This is a genomic window from Streptomyces albofaciens JCM 4342 (assembly GCF_008634025.1).
GTDB lineage: Bacteria > Actinomycetota > Actinomycetes > Streptomycetales > Streptomycetaceae > Streptomyces > Streptomyces albofaciens.
The window spans coordinates 3,107,812-3,126,513 of sequence record NZ_PDCM01000001.1; the positions used below are offsets into that span (position 1 = coordinate 3,107,812).

Annotated in this window: 16 protein-coding genes; 11 read left to right on the plus strand and 5 right to left on the minus strand. The window is 72.2% G+C overall.

What is annotated here, in order from left to right; translation table 11 throughout:
* Positions 1 to 27 precede the first annotated feature (27 nt).
* The 6 genes from CP973_RS13960 (at position 28) to tatC (ending at position 4,108) form a co-directional block, all read left to right on the plus strand.
* A complete protein-coding gene (locus CP973_RS13960; protein ID WP_150240639.1) occupies positions 28 to 1,017 on the plus strand; it encodes a helix-turn-helix transcriptional regulator in 990 nt (329 codons plus the stop codon).
* A gap of 21 nt (positions 1,018 to 1,038) precedes the next feature.
* The gene (locus CP973_RS13965) at positions 1,039 to 1,989 is read left to right on the plus strand and encodes a helix-turn-helix transcriptional regulator (RefSeq protein WP_033033868.1); all 951 of its coding nucleotides are present in this window, start codon (positions 1,039 to 1,041) and stop codon (positions 1,987 to 1,989) included.
* Between the two features lie 25 nt (positions 1,990 to 2,014).
* Complete coding sequence (locus tag CP973_RS13970; RefSeq protein ID WP_150240640.1) at positions 2,015 to 2,275, plus strand: hypothetical protein; 261 nt, start codon at positions 2,015 to 2,017, stop codon at positions 2,273 to 2,275.
* Between the two features lie 100 nt (positions 2,276 to 2,375).
* Entirely contained in the window at positions 2,376 to 2,576 is a 201-nt protein-coding gene (locus CP973_RS13975) for a hypothetical protein (RefSeq protein ID WP_150240642.1), read from the plus strand.
* Between the two features lie 207 nt (positions 2,577 to 2,783).
* Entirely contained in the window at positions 2,784 to 3,071 is a 288-nt protein-coding gene (gene tatA, locus CP973_RS13980) for a Sec-independent protein translocase subunit TatA (RefSeq protein WP_150240644.1), read from the plus strand.
* A 62-nt stretch (positions 3,072 to 3,133) separates the two neighbouring features.
* Positions 3,134 to 4,108: a twin-arginine translocase subunit TatC gene (tatC, locus tag CP973_RS13985; RefSeq protein ID WP_167538330.1), complete on the plus strand. Its 975-nt coding sequence runs from the start codon at positions 3,134 to 3,136 to the stop codon at positions 4,106 to 4,108.
* 100 nt (positions 4,109 to 4,208) lie between these two features.
* Here tatC and CP973_RS13990 read toward each other — a convergent pair whose 3' ends face one another.
* Complete coding sequence (locus CP973_RS13990) at positions 4,209 to 4,502, minus strand: hypothetical protein (RefSeq protein ID WP_150240646.1); 294 nt, start codon at positions 4,500 to 4,502, stop codon at positions 4,209 to 4,211.
* Positions 4,503 to 4,771: 269 nt separating this feature from the next.
* Between CP973_RS13990 and CP973_RS13995 the strand changes: the two genes are divergently transcribed.
* On the plus strand, positions 4,772 to 7,591 hold the full coding sequence (locus tag CP973_RS13995) for a DEAD/DEAH box helicase (protein ID WP_150240648.1): 2,820 nt from the start codon (positions 4,772 to 4,774) through the stop codon (positions 7,589 to 7,591).
* Between the two features lie 260 nt (positions 7,592 to 7,851).
* On the opposite strand, the gene CP973_RS14000 is transcribed toward CP973_RS13995, so the two are convergent.
* Entirely contained in the window at positions 7,852 to 8,733 is an 882-nt protein-coding gene (locus CP973_RS14000; protein WP_150240650.1) for a methyltransferase domain-containing protein, read from the minus strand.
* On the opposite strand from CP973_RS14000, the gene pdxR reads away from it, so the two are divergent.
* Positions 8,732 to 10,249 (plus strand): MocR-like pyridoxine biosynthesis transcription factor PdxR, encoded by a 1,518-nt coding sequence (pdxR, locus tag CP973_RS14005; protein ID WP_150240652.1) that lies wholly within the window; start codon positions 8,732 to 8,734, stop codon positions 10,247 to 10,249. The two genes, CP973_RS14000 and pdxR, sit on opposite strands and share 2 nt — an antisense overlap.
* Before the next feature lie 474 nt (positions 10,250 to 10,723).
* On the opposite strand, the gene CP973_RS14010 is transcribed toward pdxR, so the two are convergent.
* Entirely contained in the window at positions 10,724 to 11,581 is an 858-nt protein-coding gene (locus tag CP973_RS14010; protein WP_150240654.1) for a siderophore-interacting protein, read from the minus strand.
* 69 nt (positions 11,582 to 11,650) lie between these two features.
* Positions 11,651 to 12,574, minus strand: a complete 924-nt coding sequence (locus tag CP973_RS14015) for a 5'-3' exonuclease (protein ID WP_150243564.1) — start codon at positions 12,572 to 12,574, stop codon at positions 11,651 to 11,653.
* Positions 12,575 to 12,829: 255 nt separating this feature from the next.
* Between CP973_RS14015 and CP973_RS14020 the strand changes: the two genes are divergently transcribed.
* The 3 genes from CP973_RS14020 to CP973_RS14030 all read left to right on the plus strand — a co-directional run bounded on the left by CP973_RS14020 (position 12,830) and on the right by CP973_RS14030 (position 17,458).
* Positions 12,830 to 14,029: a quaternary amine ABC transporter ATP-binding protein gene (locus tag CP973_RS14020; RefSeq protein ID WP_150240656.1), complete on the plus strand. Its 1,200-nt coding sequence runs from the start codon at positions 12,830 to 12,832 to the stop codon at positions 14,027 to 14,029.
* A complete protein-coding gene (locus CP973_RS14025) occupies positions 14,022 to 16,619 on the plus strand; it encodes an ABC transporter permease/substrate binding protein (RefSeq protein WP_150240658.1) in 2,598 nt (865 codons plus the stop codon). Before CP973_RS14020 ends, CP973_RS14025 begins: the two co-directional genes overlap by 8 nt.
* Positions 16,620 to 16,714: 95 nt before the next feature.
* Positions 16,715 to 17,458, plus strand: a complete 744-nt coding sequence (locus tag CP973_RS14030) for a helical backbone metal receptor (protein ID WP_150240660.1) — start codon at positions 16,715 to 16,717, stop codon at positions 17,456 to 17,458.
* Here the strand turns inward: CP973_RS14030 and CP973_RS14035 are convergent.
* Positions 17,430 to 18,635 carry a TDT family transporter gene (locus CP973_RS14035; protein WP_150240661.1) on the minus strand — a complete coding sequence of 402 codons (1,206 nt, stop codon included), beginning with the start codon at positions 18,633 to 18,635 and terminating at the stop codon, positions 17,430 to 17,432. The two genes, CP973_RS14030 and CP973_RS14035, sit on opposite strands and share 29 nt — an antisense overlap.
* Positions 18,636 to 18,702: the final 67 nt, after the last annotated feature.

Genomic DNA, 18,702 nt, shown 5'->3' on the forward strand with positions numbered 1-18,702 from the left:
TCGGGAGTCCGACAAGAAGGGGCGTCGATGGCCATTGCCAAGGCCGAGCGGCTGATGAATCTGGCGCTGTGCCTTCTGGGCACCCGTCGCCCGCTGACCAAGCGTGAACTGCGCGCCTCCATCGAGGCGTACGTCGAGGCGTTCGGCACCGGGGACGGCGGCACCGGCAGCGACGACTCCTTCAACCGGATGTTCGAGCGCGACAAGGACGACCTGCGCGAACTGGGCCTGGTCATCGAGACCGTCGAGGGACTGGACGGGGAGACCGGCTACCTCGCGCGCCGGGACAGCAACCGCCTCCCCCCGATCACCCTGGACGCGGCCGAGGCCGCGGCGCTGGGCCTGGCCGCCAAGATCTGGCAGCAGGCCCGGCTGGCCGGCGCCGCCAGCGGCGCCCTGCAGAAGCTGCGCGCGGCCGGCATGCCCTTCGAGGACGACGGCTCCTTCGAGGCGCAGCAGCCGCACAGCGCCCTGGAGCCCCGCATCCCCGCCCACGAGGCCGCCTTCGAGCCCCTGATGCTCGCCTGCCGCGACCGCCGGCCCGTGGTCTTCGACTACCGCAGGTCCAACGCCGCCCGCCCCGAGCAGCGGCAGGTGGAGCCGTGGATACTGGAGTGCTGGCGCGGCCACTGGTACCTGGCCGGCTGGGACCGCGGGCGCCAGGCCGAACGCGTCTTCCGGCTCTCCCGCATCACCGGCAAGGTCCGCTCCCGGCAGGGGAAGTTCACCGCCGAGGTGCCCGACCACGTCACCGTCCGCGAGACGGTCGAGAGCTGGGCGGGCGAGACCGCCACCGGCACCGCCCGCATCAAACTGCGCGCCGACCACGGCTACCCGCTGCGCGCCCGCGCCCTGAGTATCCGTGAGCTGGGCGACGGCTGGGACGAGCTGGAGATCCCGTACGGGCACGGACTCGACGCCTGGCTGGTCGAGTTCGGCCCCGACGTGGTCGTGCTGGAACCCGCCGAACTGCGGGCCGATGTCGTGGACCGGCTGCGCGCCGTGGCCAAGGGCTGAGAGGGACGGGACGCACACTCCATGGCTACGAACGCGATCGACCAGACCCGGCGCATGCTGTCGCTGGTGACGTACCTGCGCGAGCGCCCCGGCGCCCGGGTCTCCGACGTCGCCCGCGCCTTCGGCATCTCCGAGGACGAGCTGATCGCCGACCTCGACGTACTGCCGATGTGCGGTACGAGCTTCCGCGGCGGCGACCTGCTCGACATCGACACCGACGGCGACCGCATCTGGTGGCACAACCCCGACGACGTCGCCGAACCGCTGCGCCTGGCCGCCGACGAGGCCACCGCCCTGCTGGTGGCCGCCCGCGCGGTCGCCACCCTTCCCGGCCTGCGCGAGGGCGACCGGCAGGCGCTGCTGCGCGCCACCGCCAAGCTGGAGGCCGCGGCGGGCGAGGCGGCCGGCGCCAGCTCCCGGGTCTCGGTCACCTTCGAGTCCGAGGGCGGCGTCTTCGCGGACGTCGACCGGGCGATCGCCGAGCGGCGCCGGCTGTGGCTGCGCTACTACTCGCCCGCGCGCGACGAGCTGACCGAGCGCGAGGTGGACCCGATCCGGCTGTTCGCGGTGGGCCACACGTACGTCGAGGCGTGGTGCCGGCTCTCGGAGGCGCGCCGCACCTTCCGGCTCGACCGGGTCGCCGAGATCAAGCTCCTGGACGCCCCCGCCGACCCGCCGCCGGTCGAACTGCGCGACCTGTCCGAGGGGCTGGTGCAGCCGGCCGCCGAAGATCCCGAAGTCGTCGTCGAGGTCGGGCCCGGCGGGCGCTGGGTGGCCGAGTACTACCCGCACGACAGCGCCGAGGAACTGCCCGACGGCGGCCTGCGCATCACCCTGCGCACCCCCGACCCGGCCTCGCTGCGGCGGCTCGCGCTGCGCCTGGGCCGGGACGGCCGTATCGTCGCGCCGCAGGCCCTCGCGGACAGCGCGCGGCAGGCGGCACGGCAGGCACTGGCGGCGTACGGCGAGTAGGGCGGCGAAAGGGCGGGCGGCAACGATGACGACGACCACGGCGGGCGCGATGACCACGACCCTGACCGGCCCGGTGCTCTTCAAGGCGGCCTGCCCCGAGTGCCGCGGCTGCTTCGAGCTCGCCTCGGACGCCCTCCGCCTCGCCATCGGCGCCACCCGCCGCACCACGTTCTACTCCTTCACCTGCCCGGACTGCGGCAGCGCCGTCCGCAAACCGGCGGGGGAGCGGATCGTCGAACTGCTCACGGGGGGTGGGGTGCGGACGTTGCGGGTGCAGGGTGGGTGATCGCCGCGGCGCCGCTGTTCCTCCGGCCCTGGGCGCCTGCCGTGCCTCCCCTTCAGCCCGTGTGTCCTGTTCGGCACACCCGCCCCGATAGGCTCGTCCCATGTTCTGGCCCATGATCGCTGTCGCCCTCGGCTTCCTCGGCCTCGCCGTGCTCGGCGTCCTCGCCGTCCGTGTCTTCGTGGAGGTCCGGCGGCTGGCCCGCCAGGTGGGGGAGACCTCGCAGCGCATCCAGCGGGCCGCCGAGGACCTGGAGCGCGCGGCGGTGCCGCTGGCCGCCCGGGGCGGGAGGGTAAAGGGATGACGCGCTCTGCTCAGTCGCACGCGCGACCGGTACGCTGCTGAGGCGGGCCGAAGAGCGAGGCACCGGTCCGCAACCGGGAGTACGCGCGGAGATTGTCCAGCGTTCGCCGCCGCGCGTTACGATCGCTGCTGGCGCGGCGGACGGACATATGTCCGATCTGTCGGGCAGCCCCAACCCCCAGCCGCCTCGGTGAGAAGGTACACAGTTATGTTCGGTGGAAAGATCGGCGTTCCCGAGATCCTCCTCATCCTCGTCGTCGTCCTGCTGCTGTTCGGCGCGAAGAAGCTCCCCGACATGGCTCGTTCGCTCGGCAAGTCCGCACGCATCCTCAAGAGCGAGGCCAAGGCGATGAAGTCGGAGGGGACGGACACGCAGTCGGCGCCGTCCGACCCGCCGAACGGCCAGCAGGAAGTCCCCCGCACCATCCAGGCCGCTCCCGGCGATGTCAGCAGCGGACGGCCGGTGGCCCAGCCGTCCGACACCACCAAGCGCTGACCGAGGGCCCGGACGGGGCAGGGGTGTCGGCCACTGCCTCTCGTACGAGATGAGGATGTGGGGTGCTCAAGTCCGCCCTCCCGAAGAACCGCAAACCGAAGGACCCCGAGGGGCGCATGCCGCTCGTGGAACACCTGCGCGAGCTGCGCAACCGGCTCGCCAAATCGGTCCTGGCCATTCTGATCGCCACGATCGTCTGCGCGTTCTTCTACAGCGAGATCATCAACTTCATCACCAAGCCGATCCTGCAGGCGGTCGGCTGTGATGCGCAGTTCACGGACCTCGCGAAGCAGCAGAAGGGCACCTGTGCCCGCATCGTGATGCTGGACCTGCTCGGGCCGTTCGCACTGGCCCTGAAGGTTTCCCTGATGGGCGGCGTGATCGTCGCCTGCCCGGTCTGGCTGTACCAGTTGTGGGCCTTCCTCGCGCCCGGTCTGCACCGCAACGAGAAGAAGTACTCGCTCAGCTTCGTGGCCGCTGGGTTTCCGCTCTTCCTCATCGGCGCCTACTTCGCTTACTCGGTGCTGCCGACCACCGCCCAGGTGCTGCTGGAATTCACGCCGGTCGGCGTGGACAACCTCCTGCCGCTGGACAAACTGCTGGACCTCGTCACCCGCATGTTCGTGGTGTTCGGCCTGTCCTTCGAGCTCCCCCTGGCGCTGGTGATGCTCAACTTCGCCGGGATCCTCACCGCGGCCCGGATGCGCGGCTGGTGGCGTGGCATGGTGATGGCCATCACGGTCTTCTCGGCCATCGCGACCCCGAGCACCGACCCGCTGACGATGATCGCCCTGGCAGCGCCGATCTGCCTTCTGTACTTCGCAGCCGTCGCGATCGCCACGGTGAACGATTCCCGCAGGCAGCGCCGACTGTCCGAGGGGCCGGGCGACGACGAGGCCTCCGAGCTGGACCTGACCCCCGAGGACATCGGCGAGGTCGAGCCGGTCGCCGGTCACCGGATGCTGCCGGAGCAGGCGGGCACCGACACGCCGGATGGCCGGCCGCAGCGACGCAACGGGTACGACGACGTGACGTGATGCCCGAGCGGGCAGCGGAAAGGGGCGGGGAGCCGGCTGGGCTCCCCGCCCCTTTCATGTTCGGCCTGCCGGTGTCAGCAGGCGCCGGGCAGACGTCGCATCAGCAGTACTTGATGCTCCGCACCGTGCCGGTGCCCTTGTAGTAGTGGCTCTTCCCCGGCTTGATCGTGATGCAGCTGCTGTCCCACCACCAGCGCTCGTCCACCTGGACCTTGATCGTGTTCTTGCAGCCGTTGTGGATGTTCACCGCGTTCTTGCTCGGGTACCACGTCGCCGTGACGCACTTGGCCACGCCCGAGCTCGCGGCCGAGGCCGGGGCGGCGACGGCCATCGGTACACCCACCGCGACGACGGCGAGCGCCGCTGCCGTCGTGGCTGCCTTGATCTTCCTCATGCTTTCCCCTCCGTCGGGGCGCGGAACGCCCCGCTCGTCCATGCGGTCGGCGACCGGCGCACCTGGTCAACGGTGCAAACCGGAACGGAACGTCGGACCGCGAATGATCTCTGTGAGGGTAACGGGGTGATTGTTCTGTTTTTGGAGCAGGTGTGCCCGGTGAGCCATTTCGGTGCCGGGGAGGGGGCCGCACGGCCGGAGCCCCCCGGTAAAGCCCGTCCATAATGATCGGCTCGTTGTCAGAGGTGGCCGGTAGGCTCGTAAGCACGATGACCGAGGACATGTCCCCTGCTGAGCGCTACGCCGCCGCCAAGCTGCGGGCGGCGGAGCAGGCCACCGCACTCGCCCCTTTCCGTGAGATGTACGACTTCGCGCTGGACCCGTTCCAGATCGACGCGTGCAAGGCTCTGGAGGCCGGGAAGGGAGTGCTGGTCGCGGCCCCGACCGGATCCGGCAAGACGATCGTGGGCGAGTTCGCCGTCCACCTGGCCCTGGAGCAGGGCCGCAAATGCTTCTACACGACGCCCATCAAGGCGCTCTCCAACCAGAAGTACCAGGACCTGGTGCGGCGCCACGGCGCGGACCGGGTCGGTCTGCTGACCGGTGACAACAGCGTCAACTCCGAGGCGCCGGTGGTCGTGATGACCACCGAGGTGCTGCGGAACATGCTGTACGCGGGCTCCCAGTCGCTGGCCGGCCTCGGCTATGTGGTCATGGACGAGGTGCACTATCTCTCCGACCGCTTCCGGGGCGCCGTCTGGGAAGAGGTGATCATTCACCTGCCCGAGTCGGTCACGCTCGTCTCACTGTCCGCCACGGTCTCCAACGCCGAGGAGTTCGGTGCCTGGCTGGACACCGTCCGCGGCGACACGGAAGTGATCGTCTCCGAGCACCGCCCGGTGCCGCTGTGGCAGCACGTGCTCGCCGGACGCCGGATGTACGACCTCTTCGAGGAGCGCGAGGGCCAGGGGAAGGGCAAGGCCGGGCGCCGCGAGGTCAACCCGGACCTGGAGCGGCTGGCCCGGCTGGAGAACAGCCGCCCGACGTTCGGCCGCGACAAGCGCCGGGGCCGCAACCAGCGCGAGGCGGACCGCGAGCGCGAGCGGCGCCAGCGCAGCCGTATCTGGACCCCGGGCCGCGCCGAGGTGATCGACCGGCTGGACCAGGAGGGCCTGCTGCCGGCGATCACGTTCATCTTCAGCCGGGCCGGGTGCGAGTCGGCCGTCCAGCAGTGCCTGTATTCGGGGCTGCGGCTCAACGACCAGGAGGGCCGGGCCAGGGTCCGCGCCATCGTGGAGGAGCGGACGGCCGGCATCCCCGACGAGGACCTGCATGTGCTGGGGTACTACGAGTGGCTGGAGGGGCTGGAGCGGGGCATCGCCGCGCACCACGCCGGCATGCTGCCCACCTTCAAGGAGGTGGTGGAGGAACTCTTCCTGAAGGGGCTGGTCAAGGCCGTTTTCGCGACGGAGACGCTGGCGCTGGGCATCAACATGCCCGCCCGTTCCGTGGTGCTGGAGAAGCTGGTCAAGTGGAACGGCGAGCAGCACGCCGACATCACCCCCGGCGAGTACACCCAGCTCACCGGCCGCGCCGGGCGCCGCGGCATCGACGTCGAGGGCCATGCGGTGGTGCTCTGGCAGCGCGGCATGGACCCGGGCGCCCTGGCGGGCCTCGCCGGCACGCGTACGTATCCGCTGCGCTCGTCCTTCAAGCCGTCGTACAACATGGCGGTCAACCTCGTCTCGCAGTTCGGGCGGCACCGTTCACGCGAGCTGCTGGAGATGTCGTTCGCGCAGTTCCAGGCGGACAAGTCGGTGGTCGGGATCTCCCGCCAGGTGCAGCGCAACGAGGAGGGTCTGGAGGGCTACAAGGAGTCCATGACCTGCCACCTCGGCGACTTCGAGGAGTATTCGCGGCTGCGCCGGCAGCTCAAGGACCGGGAGACGGAGCTGGCCAAGCAGGGCGCGGCGCAGCGCCGGGCGGCCGCCGCGGCCGCGCTGGAGAAGCTCCGGCCGGGCGACGTCATCCACGTCCCGACGGGCAAGTACGCGGGCCTGGCGCTGGTGCTGGACCCGGGCATGCCGTCCGGGCGGACCAACGGGCACCGCGGCTTCGACGCGCACGACGGCCCCCGGCCGCTGGTGCTGACCGCCGAGCGGCAGGTCAAGCGGCTGGCGTCGATCGACTTCCCGGTGCCGGTGGCGCCGCTGGACCGGATGCGCATCCCCAGGACGTTCAACGCGCGCAGCCCGCAGTCGCGCCGCGACCTGGCGTCCGCGCTGCGCACGAAGGCCGGGCACATCGCGCCGGAGCGGCACCGCAAGCAGCGGTCGGCGGCGGCCGACGACCGCGAGATCGCCCGGCTGCGTACAGAGATCCGCGCGCATCCCTGCCACGGCTGCGACGAGCGCGAGGACCACGCCCGCTGGGCCGAGCGCTACCACCGGCTGCTGCGGGACACCCGGCAGCTGGAGCGCCGTATCGAAGGCCGTACGAACACCATCGCGCGCACCTTCGACCGCATCTGCGGCCTGCTGACCGAACTCGACTACCTGGAAGGCGATACGGTCACGGACGAGGGCCGGCGGCTGGCGCGGCTCTACGGCGAACTGGATCTGCTGGCCAGCGAATGCCTGCGCGCCGGTGTCTGGAACGGGCTGGGCCCCGCCGAACTGGCCGCCTGCGCCTCGGCGCTGGTGTACGAGTCGCGCCAGGCGGACGACGCGGTGGCGCCGAAGCTGCCGTCGGGCAAGGCGCGGGACGCGCTCAGCGAGATGGTGCGGATCTGGGGCCGGCTGGACGCCCTGGAGGAGGACCACAAGATCAACCAGGCGGAGGGCGTCGGCCAGCGCGAGCCGGACCTCGGCTTCGCCTGGGCCGCGTACCGCTGGGCCTCCGGCTTCGGCCTCGACGAGGTGCTGCGCGAGGCGGAGATGCCGGCCGGTGACTTCGTGCGCTGGTGCAAGCAGCTGATCGACATCCTCGGCCAGCTCGCCGCCGCCGCACCGCCGGACGTGGCGCGCAACGCACGCAAGGCCGTGGACGCGGTGCTGCGGGGCGTGGTGGCGTACTCGTCCGTGGGGTGAGGTCCAGCGGGAAGCGGCGCACGCCCGGCCTCGCGGTCCGGGCGTGCGCCGGTCTGCCCGCCGCTGCGGCCTGGCGTGCGACGGCCTGTCAGCCGCTGCGGGCCTGGTGTGCGCTGGCCTGGCCGTCAGTGTGATCCGGCCGCCCACGGGCTCGGCCTGTCGTTGCCGCGATACGAGCCCGTCACGTCCCGCCCGTTGCTGCGATCGGGCGCGCGTGATCCGGGCGCGCGTCGGCCTGCCCCTCAACCCAGGCCTGCCCCTCACTCCAGCGGATTGACGGCCGTCCCCTTGAAGAACGTGTAGTGGAACGTGCCGCCCTCCTCCGCCGTACGCCGTAGATCGCGGATGCCCCGGTCCCACTCGGCCTTGGTCGTCAGTCCGGCGGCCAGCGCGTCGTCCCGTACGGACGCGATCATCGCGATGAACGTGTTGCGGGTGAACCCGTCGACCAGGCCGGGCCGGGTCGCGTCGGCGTAGACCGTGCGCGGCCGGACGGTGACGTCCGCGTACCCGGCGGCGGCCAGCAGGGGCTGCACCTCCCGGCCGAGCAGCGCGTTGCCGCCGGCCGCCGCCTGCAACCGGACCTGGTGGCCGACGGCCGCGCGGGCGTGGGCGCTGTCCGGGTGGAAGAACGCCGACCCGTGGTCCCCTTCGATCACGGTGATGCTGCCGCCCGGCCGCAGCACGCGCCGCAGGCCCGCCAGCGCCCGCGCGGGGTCGGGCAGGTGCTCCAGGACGAAGCAGACGAAGAGGTGGTCGAAGGAGGCGTCGGGGTACGGCGGGTCGGTCAGGTCGGCCTGCTGCCAGTGCACCGTCGCCGCGTGCGGCCGGGCGGCCAGGCGTTCGCGGGCCCGGGCGAGCGAGGCGGCGGAGACATCGATCGCGGTGATGTGCGCCCCCGGGCTGGAGGCGGCCAGGTGCGCGGTCTGGGCGCCGACCCCGCACCCGGCCTCCAATACCCGGCTGCCCGCCGGGTACGCCGTACCCGCGTGCAGGAGCGCCGCCAGGGTCTCCGCCTGGTCGGTGAGCCGCCGGGTCTCTCGATCCGAATACCCGTGTACGTAACCGGGGTTGTGGGACGCGGTCCGGTGCCGGCTCTCGGGTGCGCCGGTCCCGTCGGTCGCTGTCGCTGCCGTTCTCATGCCGTCACTCTGGCCGCACAATGGTCCGGTGCCCAGGTCCAAAGACGTACCGTCCGACCGGTCCATACCGTCCGGTTCCGACTTCCTCCAGCTCAACGCGGCCGACGCGCCCGCGGGCGGGCTGTCCGAGTGGCTGGCGCGGCGGCTGCGGCTGGCGATCGCCGACGGCCGTCTCGCGGTCGGCGACCGGCTGCCCGCCACCCGTACGCTGGCCGAGGAACTGCGGGTCTCCCGCGGCGTGGTCACCGAGGCGTACCAGCGGCTGATCGAGGACGGGCACGCGGCCGGGCGGGGCCGCGCGGGGACGGTCGTCGTCGCCGCGCCCGTCATGGCACCGGCCGCCGCTCCCGCCCGTACGCGGACGGCCGCCACGCCGCCGCCCGGCGCGGTGTTCCCCGCCGAGCCCGGCGCGGACGTCTTCGACATGGTGCGGGCGGCACCGGCCCGTATCGACCTCAGCCCCGGCACGCCCGACCTGGCCTCCTTCCCCCGTTCGGCGTGGCTGCGCGCGGAGCGCCGGGTGCTCGGCACGCTCGCCGCCACCGGTCTCGGGTACGGGGACCCGCGCGGCACGCCGGAGTTGCGGCGGGCCGTCGCCAAGTGGCTGGCCCGCAACCGCGGTATCGCCGCCGGCCCGGACGAGGTGCTGATCGTCAACGGCACCGCGCAGACGCTCGGCCTGCTCGTCCGGGTCCTGGGCGACCGGGGCGTTTCCGCGGTGGCGGTGGAGGATCCCGGATCGCTCGGGACCCGCCAGCACCTCCGGTACTGGGGGATGCGCACGCCGCCGGTCCCGGTCGACGCGGACGGCATCCGCGTCACCGGGCTGCGGGACTGCGGCGCGCCCGCCGTCATGGTCACACCGGCGCACCAGTTCCCGACCGGGGTGGTGCTCGGCGGCGGACGGCGCCGGGAGCTGATGCGCTGGGCCACCGGCACGGGTGGACTGATCATCGAGGACGACTACGACGCGGAGCACCGCTACGACCGGCCGCCGGTGCCCGCCCTGCGCGCGATGCTGCCCGAGCACGTCTGCTACGCCGGAAGCGTCTCGAAGCTGCTGGCGCCGACGCTGCGGACCGGGTGGGTCGTGGCACCGCCGGAGCTGCACGGGGCGCTGGTCGACGCCAAGCGGTTCACCGACCTGGGCAGTGCCGCGCTGCCGCAGCTGGTGCTCGCGGACCTGATGGAGACGGGCGAGCTGGAGCGGCGGCTGCGGCAGCTGCGCCGCCGCCACCGGGCGCGTCGCGACGCGATGATCCGGGCGGTCGACACGCACCTTCCGAACGCCACCGTCCAGGGAGCCGCGGCGGGCCTGCACCTGACGGTCACCTTCGACGCGGGCTTCGCCGACACGGAGCTGGCGGCCGCGGCGCTCGCCCGCGGCGTCAAAACCCACCCGCTGTCGTGGCACCGGCAGCGCCGCGGGCGGCCGGGGCTGGTGCTGGGCTACGCGGCCAGCACGGTGACCGGGATCGAGGAAGGGGTGGCGGTCATCGGGAAGGTGCTGGCATAGGGCGGCGGTCTGCCGGGGAGCGGCCGGTACGCCGGTGGCACACGGCAAGGGGCGGCGGGCCGGTGCGCCGCGTCCGTACGGCGTGTCGCGCGCCGCGCGTGCGCCAGTCCGACACGCCGTGCGCGCCCTCGGCCGCGTAGTCCTGAGATGCGGGGGCGGCGACCGGGCCACCGGCGCTTTTCCGCCAGGCCCCACGGAGGCCGCGCGCACCCGCCGCGCGGGCCCGTTCCGGCCTGGCAATGCGAGGCGGTGCGGACCGGGGGCCACGGCTTCACGAGGAGACGCGCCATCGGGCCCTCACCCGAACGTTCCCGGCCACCCGAAGACCGGTCGCGTCATCCCGTCGGACGCCAACTCCCCAGCGGCAGCACGTAGTTCGGGTACCCGCAGGGTCCATGTCCGAACCTCGTGAGGGCGCCCGGTGACGGCGGGCGCCCTTCAGGAGCAGCGTGCGGGGGAGGGGTCCGGGACGGGTCAGGAGGCGGTGGGGGCAGCCTTCTCCTGTTCGGCCTCGATCTGCTCGTTCCACACCTTCTTGGACGCCTGCCAGCCGTCCTCGTCGTGGCCGCGGCGCCAGTAGCCGGAGATGGACAGGTCCTCGCGCGGAATACCGCGCTCGACGCGCAGCAGCTTGCGCAGCTCCTTCACGAAGCCCGCCTCGCCGTGCACGAACGCCTGCAGCCGCCCCTCGGGGAAGTCCAGCGCGCGGACGGCTTCGACCAGCAGCCCGCCCACCGGCGTGTCGCCGCGGTGCAGCCAGGTGATCTCGGCACCCGCCGGGGCTTCCAGCTTCTGCTCCTCCTCGGGGCCCGCGACCTCGATGAACGCCCGTACGGGCACGTCCTCCGGCATCCGGGCCAGGGAGGCGGCGATGGCCGGCAGGGCGCTCTCGTCACCGGCGAGCAGGTGCCAGTCGGCCGCGGCGTCGGGGGCGTACGCGCCGCCGGGGCCCAGGAAGAGCGCCTCGTCGCCCGGGCGCGCCCGCATGGCCCACGGCCCGGCGAGGCCCGTGTCGCCGTGCACCACGAAGTCGACCGCCATCTCCCGCGCGTCCGGGTCCCAGCTGCGCACCGTGTACGTGCGGGTCTTCGGCCACTGGTCGCGGGGGAAGGCGGCGCGGATCTCCGCGATGTCCAGCGGCTTCGGGTAGTCCACGCCGGGGATCGGGAAGACCAGCTTGATGTAATGGTCGGTGTACTCGCCCGCCGAGAACTCCGCCAGGCCGTCACCGCCCAGCACCACCCGCACCATGTGCGGCGTGAGCTGTTCGGTGCGCAGTACCTGCGCGGAAATGAGCTTGGGCTTCTTGCGGGCCGGACGCTCTGCTGCCACGACGATCTCCCCTGCCACGGTTTGTTAGGTATACCTAACCTAACAGTTCGTCGGGCGTGCCGTCGCTCCCTATTGGTCCGCCGGACGCAGCGTCGCGAGCAGCCGCTGAAGGGAGCCGCCCAGCCCCCACCGCTCCGCGAGCGCCTCCAGCCGTTCCGGATCGGCCGGCTCGCCGGGCAGCGCGGCGTCGAAGTCCGGCACCGGCACGTCGGCGGCGACCCGTACGACCTTCGGTGCCACCTGCAGGTACGGGCGGGCCTCGGCCAGCCGCTTGCGCTGCGACGGGGTGAGCTTGGACGCCGGGTCGTCCACCGCGGCCATGATCCCGGCGAGGTCGCCGTACGCCGCCAGCAGCTTGGCGGCGGTCTTCTCGCCGATGCCCGGCACGCCCGGCAGGCCGTCGCTGGGGTCGCCGCGCAGCAGCGCGAGGTCCGCGTAGCCGCGCCCGTCCACGCCGTACTTCTCGCGCAGCAGCGCCTCGTCCGTCGTCTGGAGCGTGCCGACGCCCTTGAGCGGATACAGGACGCGGACCCCGCGGCGGTCGTCGGCCAGCTGGAACAGGTCCCGGTCGCCGGTGACGATGTCCACCGGCCCGGCGGCGCGGGCGGTGAGGGTGCCGATGACGTCGTCCGCCTCGTACCCCGCGGCACCGACCCGGGCGATGCCGATCGCGTCGAGCACCTCCTCGATCACCGGGACCTGCGGGGACAGGGTGTCCGGGACCTCCTCCGCGTCCGGTTCGAGGGAGTCGGCCGGGGTCTCCTCGGCGACCCGGTGTGCCTTGTACGAGGGGATGAGGTCGACCCGCCACTGCGGACGCCAGTCGAAGTCCATGCAGGCCACCAGGTCGTCCGGCTGGTGGTCCTGGACGAGCCGGGCGATGAAGTCCAGCAGCCCGCGCACCGCGTTGACCGGGGTGCCGTCCGGGGCCCGGACCGATTCCGGCACGCCGAAGTAGGCCCGGAAATAGAGCGAGGCGGTGTCGAGGAGCATCAGGCGTCGAGTCACACCCCGATGATGCCGCACCCCCGGTGACGTGCGCGGCTGATGCCCGGGGGCCGGGCGGGGCGCCGGATGTGAACTGAGTCACTTTTGTGTTTGTCATTTCCGGAAGGGGGCAGGCGCGCGGCCGGAGCGGAGCCGGTGGGAATTCAACTTTTCCACCGGTTAAGGCGGGCCCGACCCGTTCCGCGCCACGACCTGTCCACGGGGGAGACGGGTCGTACTCAGTCAATTCGAGAGGTGTATGTGGCCAGGCTGCAAGCCGAGCACGTGTACAAAGTGTTCGGGAGACGACCCGAGGACGCGGTACGACGGCTCGAAGACGGAGCGAGCCGCGACGAATTGCGGGCCGACGGTACGACCGCCGCGGTGATCGACGCGTCCTTCTCCGTGGACGAGGGCCAGATCTTCGTCGTCATGGGTCTGTCCGGATCCGGCAAGTCCACACTCCTGCGGACCCTCAACGGGCTGCTGGAGCCGACCGCCGGAAGCGTGCGGTTCGACGGCCAGGACCTGACCTCGCTCAGCGACAGGGAACTGCGCAAGGTCCGCTCCGAGAAGATCTCCATGGTCTTCCAGCACTTCGCGCTCTTCCCGCACCGCAGCGTGCTGGAGAACGCCGCGTACGGGCTGGAGGTGCAGGGTGTACCGCGCGCCGAACGCGAGAAGCGCGCCACGGAGGCGCTGCACCTGGCGGGCCTCAAGGGCTGGGAGAAGTCCTGGCCCGACGAGCTGTCCGGCGGCATGCAGCAGCGGGTCGGCCTGGCCCGCGCGCTGGCCACCGACGCCGACCTGCTGCTGATGGACGAGTCCTTCAGCGCGCTGGACCCGCTGATCCGCCGCGACATGCAGGACCAGCTCCTGGAGCTCCAGAAGACGCTCAAGAAGACCATCGTCTTCATCACCCACGACCTGAACGAGGCCATGCGCCTCGGCGACCGGATCGCCGTCATGCGCGACGGCCGCATCGTGCAGATCGGCAGCGCCGAGGACATCCTGCTGACCCCGGCCAACGACTACGTCGCGTCCTTCATCCAGGACGTCGACCGCTCCCGGGTGCTCACCGCGGGCGCCATCATGGTCGACGCGGACGAGGTGCTGGGCGGCACGGCACCGGACGGCACGGAACTGCGCACGGCCGCGGACCTGCTGGCCGCCGCGCCCGCCACGGTCCACCGGGACACGCCGGTCGCGGAGCTGTTCGGGCCGTGCTCGACCGGGTCCGTGCCGGTCGCGGTGACCGGCGCGGACGGCGAACTGGTCGGCGCGGTGCCCGCGCAGCGGCTGCTGTCCGTGCTCGGCGACGGCGGGCAGCCCGCCGAGGAGCGGACGGTGACGCCGGCTCCGGCGGAAACGGCCGTCCGGGACTCCGGCGGTGCGGCCGGGGACGCGGCCCACGGCGAAGCGTGCGGCGAGCCCGAGGGCAAGGTGACCGCCGGTGCCTAGGATCAACGTCGGCTCCTGGGCCGACACCTGCGTCGAATGGCTGCGCCACCACCTCACCTGGCTCTTCGACTTCGTCTCCCGCGTCCTGACGGACATGTACAACGGCATCGAGGCGGTGCTGACCGCCCCGCACCCGTTGCTGCTGATGGGTATCCTCGCGGTGCTCGCCTGGTGGCTGCGCGGCCTGCCGGCCGCCGTCCTGACCTTCGCCGGCTTCGCGCTGATCGACTCGATCCAGCAGTGGGAAGCCACCATGCAGTCGCTGGCGCTGGTGCTGGTCGCCTGCATCATCACCGTCGTCGTGGCGGTCCCGCTCGGCATCTGGGCGGCCCGCAACCGCGCCGTCGGCGGCGCCCTGCGCCCGGTCCTGGACCTGATGCAGACGATGCCCGCGATGGTCTACCTGATCCCCGGCATCCTGTTCTTCGGCATCGGCGTGATGCCCGGCATGGTGGCGACGATCATCTTCTCGATGCCGCCCGCCGTCCGCATGACCGAGCTGGGCATCCGCCAGGTCGACGGCGAACTGGTCGAGGCGGCCGAGGCGTTCGGCACCCACCCGCGCCGCACCCTCTTCCGGGTGCAGCTGCCGCTGGCGCTGCCCACGATCATGGCCGGCGTCAACCAGGTCATCATGCTGGCGCTGTCCATGGTCGTCATCGCCGGCATGGTCGGCGCCGAGGGCCTGGGCTCCTCCGTCTACAACGCGGTCAGCTCGGTGAACGTCGCCCTCGGCTTCGAGGCCGGCCTCGCCGTCGTCATCCTGGCCATGTACCTGGACCGGATGACCGGCGCCCTCAACGAGCGGGTCTCGCCGCTGGGCCGCCGCGCGCTGGCCAAGGCGCAGGCCTCGCTGGGCGGCCTGAAGTTCCTGTACTGGAAGCCCGCCACGTCCGTCGCGATGGCCGGCGTGGTCGTGCTCGCGCTGGTCGCGGGCGGTCTGAACGTCTTCGGCAAGGACGGCGCGAAAACCGACGGCGGCGGCCGGCCGATCACGCTCGGGTACGTCAACTGGGACGAGGGCAAGGCCACCACGTACCTGTGGAAGGAGATCCTCGAACAGCGCGGCTTCAAGCCGAAGGCGCAGGCGCTGGAGGCCGGGGCGCTGTTCACCGGGGAGGCCCGCGGCGACGTGGACGTGCAGACCAACGCCTGGCTGCCGACGACGCACGCCGAGTACTACAAGAAGTACCGGGACAAGCTCGAAGACCTGGGCGCCTGGTACGACAAGACCTCGCTGGAGATCGCGGTCCCGTCGTACATGAAGGACGTCAGGACCCTCGACGACCTCAAGGGCAGGGCCGGCGAGTTCGGCGGCAAGATCACCGGCATCGAGCCGGGCGCCGGCGAGATGAAGATCCTCAAGGGCAAGGTCCTCAAGGACTACGGCCTGGAGGGCGAGTACAAGGTCGCCGAGTCCAGCACCGCGTCCATGCTCACCGAGCTGGACCGGGCGTACGCGGCGAAGAAGCCGATCGCCGTCACGCTGTGGTCGCCGCACTGGGCGTACGACAAGTACGACCTCACCAAGCTCGAAGACCCCAAGGGCTCCTTCGGCTCGGGCGACAGCCTGCACCTGCTCGGCCGCAAGGGCTTCTCCAAGGACGAGCCGCAGGTCGCCAAGTGGATGAAGAACTTCCACCTGGACGAGAAGCAGCTCACCAGTCTGGAGAACGACGTCAAGAGCGCGGGCGAGGGCCACGAGCAGGACGGCGTGCGCACCTGGCTGAAGAAGAACCCGGGCCTGGTCGACAAGCTGGCGCCGTCGGCGAACGTCACGTACGCCAAGGGCAAGGACGCCGGCGCCGCGCCGAACATCGGCTACCCGGCGTGGGACGAGGGCATCGCCACCACGTACCTGTGGAAGAACGTCCTGGAGAAGCGCGGCTACAAGCCCGCCATCCGCAACCTCGACGTCGGTCCGATGTGGACCGGCCTGTCCAGCGGTCAGATCGACGTCGAGTTCGACGCCTGGCTGCCGGTCGCGCAGAAGCAGTACTGGGACCAGTACAAGAACGACCTCGTGGACGTCGGCGCCTGGTACGACAAGACGTCGCTGGAGATCGCGGTCCCGTCCTACGTCAAGGGTGTCAAGACGCTGGACGACCTGCGCGAGCACCGGGACGAGTTCCAGGGCAAGATCATCGGCATCGAGCCGGGCACCGGCGAGATGAAGCGCCTGAAGGACACCGTCGCGCCCGCGTACGGCCTGGAGGACTTCCAGGTCACCGAGGCCGGCACCAGCTCCATGCTGGCCGAACTGGACCGCGCCTACGCCAAGAAGGAGCCGATCGCGGTCGTGCTCTGGTCGCCGCACTGGGCGTACAGCAAGTACGACCTGACCAAGCTCGCCGACCCGAAGCACACCTGGGGCGACAACAACCAGATCAGGACGCTCGGCCACAAGAGCTTCCCGGAGAAGTTCCCGGAGCTCAACGGCTGGCTGAAGAACTGGAAGATGACGCCCGACGAGCTGGGCAGCCTGGAGAAGGACATCCAGGACGCCGGCAAGGGCCACGAGAACGACGGCGTCGAGAAGTGGATCGCCGACCACCCGGGCATCGTGGACAGGATGGCGCCGGTGAAGTGAGGCGCTGAACGCCTCGCGCGGGCCCCGTCCCGGCCGTACGGCCGGGACGGGGCCTTTGTGCGCGCGGGGCCGGCCAGGCCGCGTACCGTGGGGTGATGACGACCGGTCACCGCAGCGCCCCCCGGGTGGTCTCCCTCGTGCCCTCGCTCACCGAGGCCGTGGCCGCCACCGCGCCCGACCTGCTCATCGGCGCCACCGAATGGTGCAGCCACCCCGCCGGTCTGGACGTGGCGCGCGTCGGCGGCACCAAGAACCCGGACACCGCCCGGATCGCCGCCCTCGCGCCCGACCTCGTGCTGGCCAACGAGGAGGAGAACCGGGCGCCGGACCTCGGCGCGCTGCGGGCGGCCGGGCTGGAGGTGCTGGTCACCGAGATCCGCGACCTGGACCAGGCGCTGCGCGAACTGGACCGGGTGCTGGTGCGCGGCTGCGGACTGCCCCGGCCCGGCTGGCTGGACGACGCGGCGGACGCCTGGCGGGACGTACGGGCCGGGGCGGCGGACGCGCGCGGCGCGGTGGTGCCGGTCTGGCGGCGGCCGTGGATGGTGCTGGGCCGGGACACCTTCGCGGGCGACCTGCTCGCCCGGCTGGGCGTGAGGAACCTGTACGCGGACCACGCCGACCGGTATCCGCGGGTACCGGTCGACGAGCTGAACGCGCGCGGCGCCGATCTGGTGGTGCTGCCGGACGAGCCGTACCGCTTCACGGCGGACGACGGCCCCGAGGCGTTCCCGGGGCTGCCCGCCGCGCTGGTCAGCGGGCGCCATCTGACCTGGTACGGACCGTCCTTGGCGGAGGCGCCGGCGGTGCTCAGGGCCGCGCTGGACGCGGCTCGGTGACCGGGGCGGCCGCGACGGCCGAAGCGGCGACCGCCGCAGGGCCCGCCGGAGCCGCGGGCACCAGCAGCCGCCCGCCCGCCAGCCCCCGCGCCGTCCGCACCCCCGCCACCAGCCAGGCCGTCACCAGCACGCCGAACAGGCCCACCGCGAGCCAGGTGAAGGCCGTGAGGCCGGTGTGCCGGGCCAGTCCGGCCGCGCCCGTCACACAGGTACCGACCGGGAAGGTGAACGCCCACCAGGTCATCGAGAACGTCATCCCGGCGCGGAAGGCCCGGACGACCAGCGCCGTCGCCAGCGCGAGCCACAGCAGCGCGAAGCCCATGACGGGCACGCCGTACAGCAGCGCGAAGGCGCTCATCGCCCGCGCGGATCCGGCGCCGACCGCGCCGGGCGCGGCGTCGGCGAGGTTGCCGACCGCGGTCGTGGACTGGCCCAGCGGGCCCAGGACGAGGAAGAGCGTCGGGGTCAGCGCGAGCGGCAGCGGGCCGTGGTGGATCAGCCGGGCCATGACCAGCGGCAGCATCAACAGGGTGGCCAGCAGCGACATGCCGAACAGCGCGTAGCAGGCGAGGAGCATCGCCTCCCGCCACTGCCCGGCGGGCAGGTGCGGCACCAGACCCGGTCCGAGGGCCGCCGAGACCATTGGGGCGACCAGCGGCAGGAGCCACACGGGGGAGGCGGTGCCGGCCTCGATCCGGTGCCGGCTCACCATCAGGTACGGGACCGCAGCGGCCGCCGCGAGCCCGGTCGCCGTACCGGCGCACCACAGCACGGCGTCCACCGCGACCGCGGCCGGCTCGCCGAGCACGTCGGTGCCGACGGCGAGGGTCCCGCCGCCGACCGCCAGCAGTGCCATCGACAGACAGCCGTAGAACGGCGCCACCGCCGGGTCGAGCAGATGGCGGCGCGCCTGGTCGGCGTGGTGGAGCCAGTGGGCGGTACGGGCGGCCAGCAGGACCAGCAGCAGGACGGCGGACAGTGCCCAGACCGCGGCGTACACGCCGCGCAGGAACGGGGAGTGCGGCAGGGCGACGCCGGCGTTGGCGACGATGGCGGTGCCCATGACGGCGGCGTACCAGTTGGGGCCGAGGTGACGCAGGGCCGCCGGGGGCGTGCCGGGGGAGCGGGGCCGGGTGCGGGAGCCGGTGGGCGAGAGGGACTGCGTCGGGGTTGCCATGGTCCCAGGCTCGCCGCCCGTCCCGCCTCCCGCCAGGGCCCTCGCTTCTATGAGGGCATAAGCTGGA

Coding starts and splice junctions, on each gene's coding strand:
- CP973_RS13960 (WP_150240639.1), top strand. CDS start 28: ATGGCCATTGCCAAGGCCGAGCGGCTGATGAATCTGGCGCTGTGCCTT.
- CP973_RS13965 (WP_033033868.1), top strand. CDS start 1,039: ATGGCTACGAACGCGATCGACCAGACCCGGCGCATGCTGTCGCTGGTG.
- CP973_RS13970 (WP_150240640.1), top strand. CDS start 2,015: ATGACGACGACCACGGCGGGCGCGATGACCACGACCCTGACCGGCCCG.
- CP973_RS13975 (WP_150240642.1), top strand. CDS start 2,376: ATGTTCTGGCCCATGATCGCTGTCGCCCTCGGCTTCCTCGGCCTCGCC.
- tatA (WP_150240644.1), top strand. CDS start 2,784: ATGTTCGGTGGAAAGATCGGCGTTCCCGAGATCCTCCTCATCCTCGTC.
- CP973_RS13990 (WP_150240646.1), bottom strand. CDS start 4,502: ATGAGGAAGATCAAGGCAGCCACGACGGCAGCGGCGCTCGCCGTCGTC.
- CP973_RS13995 (WP_150240648.1), top strand. CDS start 4,772: ATGACCGAGGACATGTCCCCTGCTGAGCGCTACGCCGCCGCCAAGCTG.
- pdxR (WP_150240652.1), top strand. CDS start 8,732: ATGCCGTCACTCTGGCCGCACAATGGTCCGGTGCCCAGGTCCAAAGAC.
- CP973_RS14000 (WP_150240650.1), bottom strand. CDS start 8,733: ATGAGAACGGCAGCGACAGCGACCGACGGGACCGGCGCACCCGAGAGC.
- CP973_RS14015 (WP_150243564.1), bottom strand. CDS start 12,574: ATGCTCCTCGACACCGCCTCGCTCTATTTCCGGGCCTACTTCGGCGTG.
- CP973_RS14030 (WP_150240660.1), top strand. CDS start 16,715: ATGACGACCGGTCACCGCAGCGCCCCCCGGGTGGTCTCCCTCGTGCCC.
- CP973_RS14035 (WP_150240661.1), bottom strand. CDS start 18,635: ATGGCAACCCCGACGCAGTCCCTCTCGCCCACCGGCTCCCGCACCCGG.